Source organism: Streptomyces sp. NPDC046303 (genome assembly GCF_055588085.1).
Genome location: NZ_JBVJFA010000033.1, coordinates 50,056 through 65,026, shown reverse-complemented (window position 1 = coordinate 65,026; position 14,971 = coordinate 50,056). Strand labels below are relative to the sequence as shown.

Sequence of the window (14,971 nt, the reverse complement as noted above, 5' to 3'; positions counted from 1 at the left end):
ACTCGTCGTGCCGGGCCGGAACTCGTCCCCGGCTCCGGGGACGGGTTCCGACCTGGACGTCAGTGCTCGCAGAGGGAGAATTCTCGCTCGTAGAGCTGTTCGTTGTGTTCGTCGACGAAGAACTTGCGTTCCTGCATGAGCTGTTCGCGGTAGTCCTTGGCCTGCTCGAGCGTCATGGTGGAGGTGTCGGACCACGGCTGCTGCGGTGGCACATCGGATGTCGAGACGATCCGCTGCGACGGCTCGACCAGGAAGAACGCGAGGATCTTGCGGTGCCCCGGGCGCGTGGGGTCCGTGAGGCGGAACGGGCCGACGCGGTGTTGCAGGATGTTCGGGAACGCAAGGCAGCGGCCCGCCGGGGTCGCTGTGGATCCCAGTACCTGGTTGAGCGCGTCTTCGTTCTCCAGGCCGTAGACCTCGCGCACGCCGTTGTCGTCGTTCTGTTCGTAGTACGGGTCGTCGAGTGCCGCCCGGAAACCCAGCCGGCTTTCGGTGACGTTCTCGCTGTCCCAGTAGTAGATGCCGGTCGAGACGATCCGCTCGTTCATCATCCCCTCGACGTGCCAGGAACCGCCGGTGTACTCGGGGTCGTCCGGGGTCAGGTGGATGGTGGCGAGCTTGACGATCACCTGGAGGCCGCGCCCGCGCAGGTCGACGCGGGCGGATTCATCGGGCAGCTCGGGCGGGGTGAAGGCCGGGGCGTCCGGGATGACCGGACGGCGGTTTTCCCACCAGTCGTCCTGGGCCTCTTCCCATGCGCGGACGGCTTCCGCGTGGGCCCCGTCATCGCCGGAGGAGGCCTTGTCCGGATACTCCGGCTCCGAGTCGTACCAGCCGTAGGGGTCGGCCTGGATCCGCAGGGGCCGCGGATGGCGCAGGTCGGTGAGCACGTTCTCCAGCAGCGGGCGCAGGCGGGCGAACAAGTCGGGGAGGACGGCGGCCAGTTCGCGGTGGTTTTCGGGGTGGACGTTGTTGACGTACGAGCGGAAGGCGACGCCGCCGTCTTCGCTGACGTCGACGTCCGTGGGCAGCCACTGGAACTTTTCCGAGAACTCGTACTTCGAGTAGCGGTCGGTCGGGTTCTGCCACGCCCTCTCGGGCGCCCCGCTCACGTCTCTCACCAGGCAGAACAGCGAGGGGTGCACGAGGTCCAGCACCTGGCCGCCGGATCCGGGATGCCAGTCCCGTTCTGTTTCGGGGACCTGCTCCAGCACCCGGACCGCCTCGCGCAGCCGGGAGTTGAGCTCGTCGTCGATCAGCGTGTCCGACTGCCACACCCCGTCGACGGAGGACACCTCGATGCCGGTTCGTGCGTCCCGCAGCGCGGCGTAGTGCCGGAGTTCGGCCAGCACGTAGCGGACCTGCGCTTCGGTGAGGCCCTGGGCGACCGCTTCCTGCGTCCACCTGGCGACGATGTCGGCATCGTTCATCTTGTCGAACCAGCCCGCCTTCTCCCGGATCAGTGCACTGCACTGCATCATCTGGAGTTCCCGCAGCGTCCGGGGTGTCGCGAACGATATGGAACGGGAGGCGTGGAAGGGCAGCGGGAAAGCGGGCAGGCCGGTCAATTCTCTGGGTCCTTGCAGTCGGTGTGCGGTGGCGGGAAGGATACTTCAGCCGACTGACACGGCCCTTCGTGGTCAAGGCCGAGGGGCTACGGGGTTACCCGATTGCCGCCGAACGTGACGGCGAGGCGGCCGTCGGCGGCGAAGGACCAGTTCAGGGCGCCGGCGTAGGAGGAGCACCGGGATCCGTTCGAGCCGGACCAGAACTGGTTGTAGGTGAACCCGTGCTTGCCGTTGTGGTACGCGATGCTGCGCCGGACGACGTGGTTGACCGGGATGTCCTCGCCGCCGAGCTTGTAGCCGTTGCGGTCACCGTTGGAGTTCACGGTGCCGTCGGAGAGGGTGCCGTTGCCGTAGGCGAGGGAGTCCTCGATGGTGACCGGACCGATGGGGCCGGTGTCGGTCTTGGTGTAGAGGTCCCAGCCGTCGTCGAGGTGCGCTCGAAGATGTTGTGGCTGCCGCCGACGATGATCCCGTTGTCGCCGGCGCGCTCGACGACGATGCCCTTGACGTGCCAGTACGACCCGTTCACGGCAAGTCCTCGGTTGGTGGACGGCGGCGGGGTGGTGTCGCCCGTTTCGGCGTCGAGGAAGTCGATGTGGGGCAGGCCGGCGGAGGCGGTCGGGCTGAGCCGGATGGTGTTGCTGCCCGATCTGACGGGCACCGTGAGTGTCTTCGTCGCCCACGTCGTCCACGCGCCGGTGCTCTCGAACGACGCCGACGTGGCGGCCGAGCCGTTCACCGTGACGGCCGCGGGCCTTGCGGTGGTGGTTCCGTTGGCGAAGCGGACGTTCAGCGTCGCGGTACCGGAGGCGGGGGCGTTCACGGTGAACTGCGCGTGCGCACCGACCGCGTTGCTGCCGTTGCAGAATCCGCTGCCGGAGTAGCCGGCCCAGTCGGAGTCGATGGTGCCGGTGCAGAGTGCCGGCGAACTCTCGGCCTCGTAGCGGATCGGGGGGCCGCGGCGGTACCGCCGGGTGCTGAGGAGGGAGCGGCCATCGGACGCCACGTGAGGCCGGGCAGACCCGGAAAGCGGGTCTGCCCGGCCTCGTCGTACGCGGAGCCGTCTCCAGGCGGGGCGGGCTGTTATTCGAGCAGCTCCGCGTACGAGCCCATGGCCAGGGCGATGTCCGCCTGGGCCCAGAACCGGTGGTAGGTGAAGACGGGCGCGGCGCCGCCCGCGAGGTAGGCCTCGATCTTCGGCCAGGCCGGGTCGTCCTGGTAGAAGCTGCGGATCGAGGCGAAGGTGGACGAGGAGTTCACGGGGTCGCCGTTCGGCATGGTGCCGGTCCACGTGCCCGGTACGTACACCGGGTCGTCGAAGCGGTTGTAGTCGGTCCGGGTCTCCTGGACGGCGATGCCCAGGGGGTCCTGGTGGTGGGCCCACATGCCGTCGAGCAGGGCCTTGGCGACGCGCTTGGCCTCGGCATGTCCGGATTTCGCCGCGTAGTAGGTCAGGGTCTTGGCGTAGGCGGCGGCCACTCCCACGTCGTCGGTGTAGTCGGCGACGGTGACGTGCAGGCCCGCGTTGGCGCCGGGGCTGGACGCGTTCCAGGTGTCGGGGGCACCCGACCACTGGAGAGTGGAGGGGATGCGATAGGTGCCGTCGGGGTTGATCGTGGTCTTCGACAGCGCCCAGCCGACCCACTTGTCGAGCACGGTCTTGGCGGCCGCGTCGCCCGTCTGCCGGTAGTACTCGGCGACCCGCTCCATGGACCAGGCCTGGAAGCCGAACCACTGGTTGGACGCCGGGTCGTGGTAGACGGGCTTCTCGTCGTAGAACAGCCCGTGGAAGGTGGGGGTCCCGGCCGGGGGCTGTGCGTACCGCCCCTGCCAGCTGTTGGTGGCGCCGCCCGCGATGGCGCCCTCGTCGGACTGCAGCCAGCGGTAGAACTCCAGCTGCCGGTCGAGGCTGGTCGCCCAGTCGGCCGCGCCGGTCGACGACTTGGGCTTCAGCGGGGCGTACTCGCTGAGCGCGTAGGCGGCGAGCGGGTTCTGGTAGCCGCCGTGCGCGTGGCTGGAGCCGATCCGCCAGGACCAGCCGGCCGCGGTGTCGACGGCGCCGCCCCAGGCGTAGTACCAGGACATCAGGTAGTGCGCGCTGTCCTTGCCGGTGCCGGCGGGGCAGGCGGTCGGCCCGACACAGTTCCCGGACTTCTTGAAGTACTTGTCGAACATGGCGTACCGCAGGTAGTCGCCCATCTTGGCCGCCTTGGAGACGGTCGCGGTGACCTGGGTCCCCTTGCCCTGTTCCTTGGCCCAGACGTCGGCCCAGTAGGCGGCCTGGATGGCGCGCGCGTCGGCGTCCGGAGCGTTGGTGAACTTCCACTGCTTGGCGTAGGCGGAGTCCCCCGTGAAGAGGTCGAGGTAGCCGTTCCTGCCGCCGAAGGTGAAGTTGTCGCAGGTGGGGTGCGGAACGGTCTCCCAGACCGACTCCTGGGGCCCGCGCTGGAAGGTGTTGATGTACGAGGGTCCGGTCGCGGTCGGTCCTGCGGAGCACTTTCCGGGCTCGTTGCCGTAGCCGTAGACGTTGTCGACGTCCTGGATCCAGTGCATCCCGTAGATGTCGTCCGTGCCGTACGCGCTCTTCAGCTCCCCGGCGATCGGGTCGGCGCCGGCGGCCACCTGCCCGTCGAGCCTGGACGGGTACTGCGACGGAAGGTCGTGCTCGGGGGCGTAGGTGGCGGGCTTCGAGGCGTTGTAGGAGCCGGTCGTGGGCTGGTCGGCGCGGGTGGGGATCATGAACTTCTCCATGGTGTCCCACGCGCCGTTGAACTTGGTCCAGTCCCCGGTGACCTTCCCGTACATCGCCTGGAGCCAGATCAGATAGCTGTACGCCTCCGAGGTCGTCTCGTGCCCGTGGTCCGGGGCCTCGACGATCAGCGTCTCGACGGAGTGGTACGGGATGCCCTCCGGGGAGAAGTAGCCGTTGGCGGGGTTGGTGATCTTCCCGTGGAGGTCCAGGAAGCGGGCCTCGTACGTGGAGTCGCCGGCCAGCTGGGCGACGGTGACCTCGGCCTTCGCATGTCCGGGAGCGGTCGCGGTGAAGACGGCCGAGCCGCTGCCGGTGGACCCGGCCGCGACGGTCACCTTCTGGGCGGTGTTCCAGTTCGCCGGGGTGAACGTGAGCGTGGCCGGCGTCGCGGTGAGGTCGGTGTTGCCCGAGGTGCGAGAGACGTTCACCGTGACGTTGGCGGCCGGCTGGGTGGAGGGTTTCAGCTCGAAGGAGACCGTCTGCCCCCGGCCCACCGTGAGGTGGGCGGGGGTGGCGACGAGGGCGGGGCCGGCGGCGACGGTGATGCCGACGGGGGCCGATTCGGCGGAGGCGCCGAGACTGTCGTAGGCCTTGGCGTACAGGGAGTGGGCGCCGGCGGCCAGGCCGGTGGCGCCGAGGGTGAAGGGCGCCGTGGTGTCCGTACCCAGGAGCGTGGTGTCGCTGTAGAACTCCACCTTGCCGACGGTGGCTCCGTCGGCGGCCGCGGCGGTGGCGGCGAGCGGTACGGGGTCGCCCTCGGTGAAGACGGCGCCCGCGGCGGGGCTGGTCAGGACGGCGACCGGGGGCTGGTGGGCTCCGCTGCACGAGGTGCCGTTGACCGCGAAGGAGGTGGGGGCGGCGTTGGTACCGCTGTAGGTGAACTGGGCGCCGGCGGTGACGGCCGCGCCCGCGGCGACCGTCCGGTTCCAGGCCGCGCCGGTGACGCTGACGGTCTTGCCGGACTGGGACCAGGTGCCGTTCCAGCCGTTCGTCAGCTGCTGGTCGCCCGTGTGGGCGTAGGTGAGGGTCCAGCCGTCGAGCGGGGCGGCGGACCGGTTGGTGAGGGTGAGTTCGGCGGTGAAGCCCGACCCCCAGTCGTTGGTCCGGTAGTCGACGCTGCACTGCACCGCCGCCGCCACGGCGGGGCTGGTGGTGGCTCCGACGGCCGTCAGGCCGAGGGGGAGGCAGAGGGCCGCGACCGACGCGGTCAGCAGCCGGCGTCGTCCGCTGCGCCTGGGCCGTGTGTGTGGCCGTGTGTGTGGCCGTGTGTGTGCTGGCATGGGGATGGTTCTCCTCGCGGCTCGGGGAGTGAGGGGGGTGCGAAGAGCGTGAGCACAAGTTCTGAACCAGTGGGAGCGCTCCCACTGTGCAGACCGGATCCAACGGGCGTCAAGGTACGTGAAGAGTCGAACACATTCCGTCAAGGAAATTGCTCAACGTCTCTGTTGTTCGGCGGCAGTTGCCGCTACCGTCTGGCCCCACCAGTGGGAGCGATTCCGTCAGTCGGCGCGCCGTCAGAGCGCGCCTTCACTGCGAGGAGTCGCTCATGCGACACCCCCCACGTCTGTCCGCCCTGCTCGCCGGGGCGGCGGCGCTCGCCCTGGCGAGCACCGCTCTCGCCGTGGCCGGTACGGCCTCAGGAGCAGCAACCCCGCCCGCCTGCACCGTTCAGTACTCCGTCGCCGGGTCCTGGACCGACGGCTTCCAAGGCTCCGTCACCCTCACCAACAACAGTGCGGCACTCCATGGTTGGAGCCTCGGCTTCGACTTCTCCGACGGCCAGAAGATCAGTCAGGGCTGGGGTGCGAAGTGGTCCCAGTCCGGGACGCGCATCACGGTCGTGAACGAGAGCTGGAACGCGTCGGTCGGTACGGGCGCGAGCGTCACCACCGGCTTCATCGCGTCCTGGTCGGGCACCAACAGCGCGCCCACCGCGTTCACGCTCAACGGCACGGCCTGCAACGAAGCGCCGGATCCCAACGACCCGACGCCCACCCCGACCCCGACCCCGACACCCACGCCGACGCCGACGCCCACCGGCCCGACCGATCCCCCCGACCCGGCCTCCGGTGCGCCCGAACTGAGCGTCACCGGCAACCGCCTCACCGACCAGAACGGCGCCACCCGCCGCCTCCTCGGAGTCAACCGCTCCGGCGGCGAGTTCATGTGCGTCCAGGGCCACGGCATCTTCGACGGTCCCGTCGACGACGCCTCGGTGCGCGCCATCGCCGACTGGAAGGCCAACGCCGTCCGCATCCCCCTCAACGAGGAGTGCTGGCTCGGCCTCGACCACATCAAGCCCGAGTACCGGGGCCCGAACTACATCAGCGCCGTCAAGGGCCTGGTCGACCGGGTCCTCGCGCACGGCATGACGCCGATCGTCGAACTGCACTGGACGTACGGCCAGTACACCGGGAACTCCTCGGGCTGCGCCGACGTCCACGCCTCCTGCCAGAAGCCGATGCCGAACGCCCAGTACACCCCGGCGTTCTGGACCGCGGTGGCGAACACCTTCAAGAACGACCGGCGGATCGTCTTCGACCTGTTCAACGAGCCGTACCCCGACCGGGCGACCTCCACCACCGCGCAGGCATGGACCTGCTGGCGCGACGGTGGCACGTGCCCGGGCATCGCCTACGAGGTCGCCGGCATGCAGGACCTGGTCGACGCCGTCCGTGCGACCGGGGCCGCCAATCTCGTCCTCGTGCCCGGCATCGCGTACTCCAACGACCTGAGCCAGTGGCTCGCCCACTCCCCCACCGATCCGACGGGCCATCTGGCCGCCGCCTGGCACGTCTACAACTTCAACACCTGTTCCAACGAGTCCTGTTGGGACAGCACCCTCGCCCCTGTCGCCGCCCGAGTTCCGCTGGTGGCCGGCGAAATCGGCGAGAACACCTGCGGACACGCGTTCATCGACCGCGTCATGGCGTGGTTCGACGCGCGGGCCCTCTCCTATCTCGGCTGGACCTGGAACACCTGGAACTGCTCCTCGGGACCGGCCCTGATCAGCTCGTACGACGGCACACCCACCGCATTCGGCACCGGGCTGCGCGACCATCTGCGCGCCCTGAACTGAAAGGCACCCCACGAAATGAGCCGCACATCCGCACGCACGACCAGCCCCACGACCCCCCGCCGCACGACCCGCCGCAGCACCAGCCGCACCGCCTTGCTGGCGGCCCTCAGCCTCGTCACGGCCGCCGGAGCCACCGCCACCGTGTTCGGTACCTCCGCGGGCGCCGCCGCCGCGGGCTGCAAGGTCGAGTACCAGATCACGAACCAGTGGAACACGGGCTTCGGCGCCAACGTCATCGTCACCAACACCGGTGACCCGGTTGCCGCCTGGACGCTGGAGTGGTCGTACGCGGGCAACCAGCAGGTCACCCAGGGCTGGAACGCCGGCATCACCCAGTCCGGGGCGGCCGTGACCGCCAAGAACGCCTCCTACAACGGGTCGCTGGCCACGGGCGGTTCGACGTCCTTCGGCTTCAACGCCTCGTACAGCGGCACGAACGCCGTCCCCGCCACCTTCAAGCTCAACGGCGTCACCTGCAACGGTGCCACCGAGCCGACCACCCCGCCGACGACTCCGCCGACGACTCCGCCGACGACCCCGCCCACCACTCCGCCGCCCGCCGGCAGCAAGGTCGACAACCCGTACGCCGGCGCCAAGATGTACGTGAACCCCGAGTGGTCCGCCAAGGCCGCCGCCGAGCCGGGCGGCACCAAGGTGTCGAACCAGCCCACCGGCGTCTGGCTGGACCGCACCGCCGCCATCGCGGGCGCCAACGGCGGGATGGGGCTGCGCGCCCACCTCGACGCCGCCCTGGCACAGAAGGGCAGCGGCGAGCTCGTCGTCCAGCTGGTGATCTACAACCTGCCCGGCCGCGACTGCTCCGCACTCGCCTCCAACGGCGAACTGGGTCCCACCGAGATCGACAAGTACAAGACCCAGTACATCGACCCGATCGCGACGATCCTCGCCGACCCCAAGTACGCGGGACTGCGGATCGTCACCGCCGTCGAGATCGACTCCCTGCCCAACCTGGTCACCAACGTCTCCGGGCGGCCCACCGCCACCCCCAACTGCGATGTGATGAAGGCCAACGGCAACTACATCACGGGCGTCGGCTACGCACTGAACAAGCTCGGCTCGATCGCCAACGTCTACAACTACGTGGACGCCGGCCACCACGGCTGGCTCGGCTGGGACGACAACTTCGGCCCCTCCGCGGAGATGTTCAAGCAGGCGGCCACCGCCGAGGGCTCCACGCTGTCCAAGGTCCACGGTTTCATCGTGAACACGGCCAACTACAGCGCCCTGAAGGAAGACCACTTCAAGATCGAGGACTCCGTCAACGGCACCTCCGTGCGCCAGTCGAAGTGGGTCGACTGGAACCGTTACACCGACGAACTGTCCTACGCCCAGGCCATGCGGACCAAGCTCGTTTCCCTGGGCTTCGACGCCAACCTCGGCATGCTGATCGACACCTCCCGCAACGGCTGGGGCGGCACCGCCCGCCCGACCGCACCCGGGGCGCTGACCAGCGTCGACACGTACGTCAACGGCGGGCGCTACGACCGGCGCTTCCACCTCGGCAACTGGTGCAACCAGTCGGGCGCCGGGCTCGGCGAGCGGCCGCAGGCAGCGCCGGCGGCGGGCATCGACGCGTACGTGTGGATGAAGCCGCCGGGCGAGTCGGACGGGGCGAGCAAGGAGATCCCGAACGACGAGGGCAAGGGCTTCGACCGCATGTGCGACCCGACCTACACGGGCAACGTGCGCAACGGAAACAGCATGTCCGGGTCGCTCCCGGACGCCCCGCTCGCGGGCCAGTGGTTCTCGGCCCAGTTCCAGGAGCTCCTGAAGAACGCCCACCCGGCGCTGTGACGCACCGGCCGTGAGGGCGGAGCCGTACGGAACCTCCGGGTTCCGTACGGCTCACGCGCTCCGCAGGGCGGCGAGGAGGTCCCGCAGGCGGTCGAGGCCGGCCGGCGGGACCAGGCCCAGGTGGTAGAGGTGTGCCTCGCCGAGGCCCGCGGCCAGATGGCGGGTGGCCATGTGGCGGGCTGCCATGTGGCGGGCGGCCGGCGCGCCGGGGCTCGCGCCGTCCGCGGGCAGTGTCTCGGGGCGGAAGTAGCCGCCGACGGCGGTGGCCGGCGGCACCAGGTCGCGGAGGGCGGCGATCGGACCTGCGCCGGGCCCTGCTCCGGGCTCGGACCCGGCCGCCCAGCAGTTGGCGACCACCGCGTCGATCCCTTCGGCCAGGCTCCGCCCGAGGGGCGCGAAGGCCCCGGTGGCCCAAGGGGAGGCGGAGCCGTGCACGGTGATGCGGATCCCGGCCGCGACCGAACGCGCGGCGGCGACCAGGCGGGTGTGCAGAGCCGAAGCCGAGGTGTCGGCGCACTCGCGCAGCACGGCGGCCGTCTGTGCCCCGAGGGCGTCCTCCGGACTCTTCGGCGGCCGGGCCTGCCCGAGGGCCGCACGGACCTGGGCCGCGACGCGTTCGGGATCGAGGCCCGCTGCCCGCTGGACGCGCCGGCAGGAGGCGCAGAAGCACAGCGAGAGCAGCTCCCGCTGCACGGGGGTCCACTGCGCGAACTCGGTCTTGTCGTGGTGTCCGCCGTGATCGACTCCCAGCGGACCGGCAGCTTCCAGGATCAGGCCGTCGGCCTCACCGGTCAGGGCGACCTCGTGCACGAGGGTCGCGCAGTAGTCGGCGACCTCGGGTGCCTGCGGGCACAGGGCGTAGGGGTACGGCTCGTCGAAGGCGTTGCGCCGCACGAGGTCCGGATTCTCGCGCCCCAGCAGGCTGTTGTGGGTGAGGACGGTCCATGCGGAGACCCGTAGCCCTGCCGTGCCGAGCGCCTTCCTGGCCACGGCGAAGGAGTCGGGGGCCGTCCAGCCGGGAACGCGCGGCACGAGTCTCATGCCCTGCCAGGCGGCGGGGCGGATCGGGACGTAGCAGGCGGCGTGTTCGGCGTCCACCAGCCGGTGTCGCGGGTGGAGCGGCGTGGCGGCGCGGGTGCTGTGGTAGTTCGCGGCCACGGCCACGGTCTCCACACCGATCTCGCGGGCCCGGCCGACGGCCGCCGGATCACCGGCGAAGTCCCAGGGATACGCGTAACCGGTCGCCGTGACCATGGGAACCTCACCGTCTGTGCGGGGAATGCGAAAACGCTCGGACCGGTGAACTCGGGCCGTGGCCGGGAGCGTTGCGAACAGTAGGCAGCCGCCGGCGGCATCGTCAAGCAGCCGCCCGGCGGGACGCTCTTGCGGGAACGCTCCTCCATGCGTTCACATATGTGACTACGTTCTGCGTATGGAGACTTCACACACGCGCACGCCCCGCACCGTCCTGCTCACCGGCGCCGCCGGCGGCGTCGGCACCCTGATGCGGAATCTGCTGCCCGCCTACGGCTACGAGCTCCGGCTGCTCGACGTGGTGCCGGTCGACGGTGCACCGGACGCGATCATCGCCGACCTCGCCGACGGCGGGGCACTGCGGGAAGCCGTCCGCGGCGTCGACGCGGTCGTTCATCTCGCCGGGATATCCCTGGAGTCCACCTTCGAGAAGGTACTGGCCGCCAACGTCACCGGACTGCACCACCTGTACGAGGCCGCCCGCGAGGAGGGGGTGCGCCGCATGGTCTTCGCCTCGAGCAACCACGCCGTCGGCTTCACCCCGCGGCCGCGCGGGGCCGACCCGCTGGTCCCCGTCGACACCCCGCGCCGGCCCGACAGCTTCTACGGATTGTCCAAGTGCTTCGGCGAGGACCTGGCCCAGCTCTACTGGGACCTCCACGGGGTGGAGACGGTATCGGTGCGGGTCGGCTCCTGCTTCCCCGAGCCGACCACCGTCCGGATGCTGTCGCTGTGGCTGAGCCCCGGCGACTGCGCCCGGCTCCTCCACGCCGCGCTCACCGCGGAGAGCGTCGGGCACACCGTGGTGTACGGCTCCTCCGCCAACTCCCGGCTGTGGTGGGACCTTTCCTCGGCGCGGGCCATCGGATACGAGCCGCAGGACGATTCGGAGCGGTTCGCGGAGCGGCTCCTCGCCGAGCAGGGGGTCCCGGACGAGGGCGACCCGGACGACCTCTACCTGGGCGGCCGGTTCTGCACCGACCCGCCGCGCTGGCCGCACTGACGACCGCCGTCCGGTAAGCGCTTTCCACGACTCATGCGCGAAGCATTGACGTAACGCCAACTGCCGCTTAGCTTCTCGTCATTGCACTTCGTACATCATATATGAGACGCGATACACGAGATCTGAGAGTGCGTCATGGCCTTCGCCCCGAGCCCCATCCCGTCCCGCACCCAGTACGTTCTGGAGGCGATCAAGCACGACATCCTCACCGGCGTCCTGAGCCCTGGTCAGGCCCTCGTCGAGACCGAACTCGCCGCTCGTTTCGGGATGTCCAAGACCCCGGTCCGAGAGGCGCTCAAGACCCTCGCCGGCAGCGGGCTGGTGGTGGTGAGCCAGTACAAGGGCGTCACCGTGCGCATGGTGGACGCCGACATGGCCCGCGAGGTGTACGACGTACGACTGCTCCTGGAGCCCGAGGCGGTCCGCCGCACGGTGGCCTCGCGCGCCCCGCTCGACGCGGCGCGCGAGGCACTCCTGCGGGCCGCCGGCGCCGAGGACCCGGCCGAACGCTCCCTCGCCAACCGCGCGTTCCACCGGGCCCTCTACCTGCCCTGCGGAAATCCCCTGCTCGGCCGGATGCTCGACGAGGTCCGCGACCAGGCCGCCCTCGTCTCCACCGTCGCCTGGGCCGCCATCCCCTCCTGGGAGCAGGAGGCCGCCGAACACGAGGAGATCCTGCGGCTCGCGGCCGCCGGCGACGCGGACCGGGCCGGCCGGGCCCTCCACGACCACATCGCCTCCTTCGTCCGGCGCGCCTTCCCCCAGGACGGCGAGTGACCATGGCGACGTTCGAGCACCTGAAGACCGCACTGGCCGATGTCGTGGCCATCCCCGTCACGCCCTTCACCGCGGCCGGCGATCCGGACACCGCCGCACACCGCACCCTGCTCCGCCGGTTGATGGACGGCGGGGTGCGCGCGCTCACCCCGAACGGCAACACCGGCGAGTTCTACGCCCTCACTCCCGAAGAGCGCCGCCTGGTCACCGAGTTGACCACCGAGGCGGCGGCCGGACGGGCCGCGGTCCTGGTCGGCGTGGGCCACGACGTGCCGACGGCGCTCGCAGCCGCCCGGCACGCCCGCGCCTGCGGAGCGCAGATGCTGATGGTGCACCAGCCCGTGCACCCGTACGTCTCCGAGGACGGCTGGGTCGACTACCACCGGGCCATCGCCGAGGCGGTGCCCGAACTCGGCATCGTCCCCTACATCCGCGACCCCCGACTGGACGGAGCGCGCCTCGCGGAGCTGGGCGACGCCTGCCCGAACGTGATCGGCGTGAAGTACGCCGTCCCGGACGCGGCCCGGTTCGCCGGCTTCGCCCGTGACGCGGGGCTCGAGCGTTTCGTCTGGGTGGCGGGGCTCGCCGAACCGTACGCCCCCTCCTACTTCGCGGGGGGCGCGACGGGCTTCACCTCCGGCCTGGTCAACGTCAGCCCTCCGCTCTCCCTGGAGATGCTGTCCGCTCTGCGGGCCGGCGACTATCCGGCCGCCATGAAGGTGTGGGAGCGCATCCGCCGCTTCGAGGAGCTGAGGGCCGCCAACGGCAGCGCCGACAACGTGACCGTCGTCAAGGAGGCGCTCGCCTCGCTCGGGCTGTGCCGGCGCGACATCCGGCCGCCCAGCCGGGAGCTGCCCGTGGCCGCGCGCGCCGAGGTCGCCTCCATAGCCGCCGGATGGCAGTCATGAGCGGGCAACCCGACCAGCCCGACCGGCCCGACCGGCTGCGCAGCCACCAGTGGTACGGCACGGACGGACTGCGTTCGTTCAGCCACCGCGCCCGCACGCGCCAGCTCGGCTACCTCCCCGAGGAGCACATGGGCAAGCCGGTCGTGGCGATCCTCAACACCTGGTCCGACATCAACCCCTGCCACGTCCACCTCCGGGACCGCGCGCAGGCCGTGAAGCGGGGCGTGTGGCAGGCCGGGGGGCTTCCCGCTCGAATTCCCGGTCTCCACCCTGTCCGAGACCTTCCAGAAGCCGACGCCGATGCTCTACCGCAACCTCCTCGCGATGGAGACGGAGGAGCTGCTGCGCTCCTATCCGGTCGACGGCGCGGTTCTCCTCGGCGGCTGCGACAAGTCGACCCCGGCGCTCCTGATGGGCGCGGCCTCGGTGGACCTGCCGGCCGTCTTCGTGCCGGCCGGGCCGATGCTCCCGGGCCACTGGCGGGGCGAGACCCTCGGTTCCGGCACGGACATGTGGAAGTACTGGGACGACAAGCGGGCGGGCCTGATCGGGGACTGCGAGATGGCGGAGCTGGAGAGCGGGCTGGCCCGCTCCCCCGGCCACTGCATGACGATGGGCACGGCTTCCACGCTCACCGCCGCCGCCGAAACCCTCGGCGTGACCGTGCCCGGCGCCTCCTCCATCCCGGCGGTCGACTCGGGCCACGACCGGATGGCGGCCGCCTCCGGGATGCGGATCGTGGAACTGGTACGGCAGCAGCGGCCGCTGTCCACGATCCTGAGCCGGGACGCGTACGAGGACGCGGTCGCCGCCGTCCTCGCGCTCGGCGGGTCCACGAACGCGGTGATCCATCTGATCGCCATGGCCGGCCGTTCGGGGGTCAGGCTCACTCTGGACGACTTCGACCGCATCGCGCGGACCGTGCCGGTGCTGGCCGATGTCCGCCCCGGTGGGCGGTTCCTCATGGAGGACTTCCATTTCGCCGGCGGCATGCCCGCATTCCTCTCGCGCCTCACCGACGTGCTGCACCTGGACCGGCCGACCGTCTCCCACGACACGCTGCGCGAGCAGCTCGCCGGCGCTCGCGTGCACAACGGCGAAGTGATCCGGGAGCGCGAGCGGGCGCTCGCCCCCGAGGGCGGGGTCGCGGTGCTGCGCGGGAACCTCTGCCCCGACGGCGCGGTCATCAAGCACATCGCCGCCGAGCCGCACCTGCTGAAGCACACCGGTCCGGCCGTGGTCTTCGACGACTACCGGACGATGCAGCGGACCATCGACGACCCGGAGCTCGGGATCACCGCGGACCACGTCCTCGTGCTGCGGGGCTCAGGGCCGAAGGGCGGCCCGGGGATGCCGGAGTACGGGATGCTGCCGATCCCCGAGCAGCTGCTGGCGCAGGGCGTACGGGACATGGTCCGGATCTCCGACGCCCGGATGAGCGGCACGAGTTACGGCACGTGCGTGCTCCACGTCGCGCCCGAGTCGTACGTCGGCGGGCCGCTCGCCCTCGTCCGCACGGGTGACCTGATCACCCTCGACGTGGAAGCCCGGAGGCTCCACCTGCACGTTGCGGACGAGGAGTTGGCGCTTCGGCGGGCGGCCTGGACCCCGCCGCCGGTCCGCTACGAGCGCGGCTACGGGGCGCTCTACACCGAGCAGATCACCCAGGCCGACACGGGATGCGACTTCGAGTTCCTGGCCCGGCCGGGGACGACCCCCGACCCCTACGCGGGCTGATCTCCCTCCGCGGGCCGGTCCCCTTTCGCGCGGCCGACGCATCCGCCTGTCCGAAACACCGAGAACGGAGCCACCGTC

8 protein-coding genes and 2 pseudogenes are annotated in these 14,971 nt (G+C 70.6%); 6 read left to right on the top strand and 4 right to left on the bottom strand.

Features of this window, described 5'->3' with window-relative positions:
* Positions 1 to 59 precede the first annotated feature (59 nt).
* From ACZ6I1_RS28110 to ACZ6I1_RS28100, 3 genes and pseudogenes are all read right to left on the bottom strand, one after another.
* Positions 60 to 1,568, bottom strand: a complete 1,509-nt coding sequence (locus tag ACZ6I1_RS28110; protein WP_469291705.1) for a DUF4246 domain-containing protein — start codon at positions 1,566 to 1,568, stop codon at positions 60 to 62.
* A gap of 86 nt (positions 1,569 to 1,654) precedes the next feature.
* Positions 1,655 to 2,574 (bottom strand): annotated as a pseudogene (locus ACZ6I1_RS28105) (carbohydrate-binding protein).
* Between the two features lie 77 nt (positions 2,575 to 2,651).
* Complete coding sequence (locus ACZ6I1_RS28100) at positions 2,652 to 5,600, bottom strand: glycoside hydrolase family 48 protein (protein WP_469291704.1); 2,949 nt, start codon at positions 5,598 to 5,600, stop codon at positions 2,652 to 2,654.
* A 266-nt stretch (positions 5,601 to 5,866) separates the two neighbouring features.
* On the opposite strand from ACZ6I1_RS28100, the gene ACZ6I1_RS28095 reads away from it, so the two are divergent.
* Together ACZ6I1_RS28095 and ACZ6I1_RS28090 are read left to right on the top strand one after the other, a co-directional pair.
* Positions 5,867 to 7,399 carry a cellulase family glycosylhydrolase gene (locus ACZ6I1_RS28095; protein ID WP_469291703.1) on the top strand — a complete coding sequence of 511 codons (1,533 nt, stop codon included), beginning with the start codon at positions 5,867 to 5,869 and terminating at the stop codon, positions 7,397 to 7,399.
* A gap of 15 nt (positions 7,400 to 7,414) precedes the next feature.
* Complete coding sequence (locus tag ACZ6I1_RS28090; protein ID WP_469291702.1) at positions 7,415 to 9,214, top strand: glycoside hydrolase family 6 protein; 1,800 nt, start codon at positions 7,415 to 7,417, stop codon at positions 9,212 to 9,214.
* Between the two features lie 51 nt (positions 9,215 to 9,265).
* Here ACZ6I1_RS28090 and ACZ6I1_RS28085 read toward each other — a convergent pair whose 3' ends face one another.
* A complete protein-coding gene (locus ACZ6I1_RS28085; RefSeq protein ID WP_469291701.1) occupies positions 9,266 to 10,468 on the bottom strand; it encodes a hypothetical protein in 1,203 nt (400 codons plus the stop codon).
* Positions 10,469 to 10,646: 178 nt separating this feature from the next.
* On the opposite strand from ACZ6I1_RS28085, the gene ACZ6I1_RS28080 reads away from it, so the two are divergent.
* The 4 genes and pseudogenes from ACZ6I1_RS28080 (at position 10,647) to araD (ending at position 14,893) form a co-directional block, all read left to right on the top strand.
* A complete protein-coding gene (locus ACZ6I1_RS28080) occupies positions 10,647 to 11,471 on the top strand; it encodes an NAD-dependent epimerase/dehydratase family protein (protein WP_469291700.1) in 825 nt (274 codons plus the stop codon).
* 135 nt (positions 11,472 to 11,606) lie between these two features.
* Positions 11,607 to 12,248, top strand: coding sequence for a GntR family transcriptional regulator (locus ACZ6I1_RS28075; RefSeq protein ID WP_469291699.1), 642 nt, complete (start codon positions 11,607 to 11,609; stop codon positions 12,246 to 12,248).
* Entirely contained in the window at positions 12,245 to 13,156 is a 912-nt protein-coding gene (locus tag ACZ6I1_RS28070) for a dihydrodipicolinate synthase family protein (RefSeq protein WP_469291698.1), read from the top strand. Before ACZ6I1_RS28075 ends, ACZ6I1_RS28070 begins: the two co-directional genes overlap by 4 nt.
* A pseudogene (gene araD, locus ACZ6I1_RS28065) lies at positions 13,153 to 14,893 on the top strand (L-arabinonate dehydratase). Before ACZ6I1_RS28070 ends, araD begins: the two are co-directional and overlap by 4 nt.
* Positions 14,894 to 14,971 lie beyond the last annotated feature (78 nt).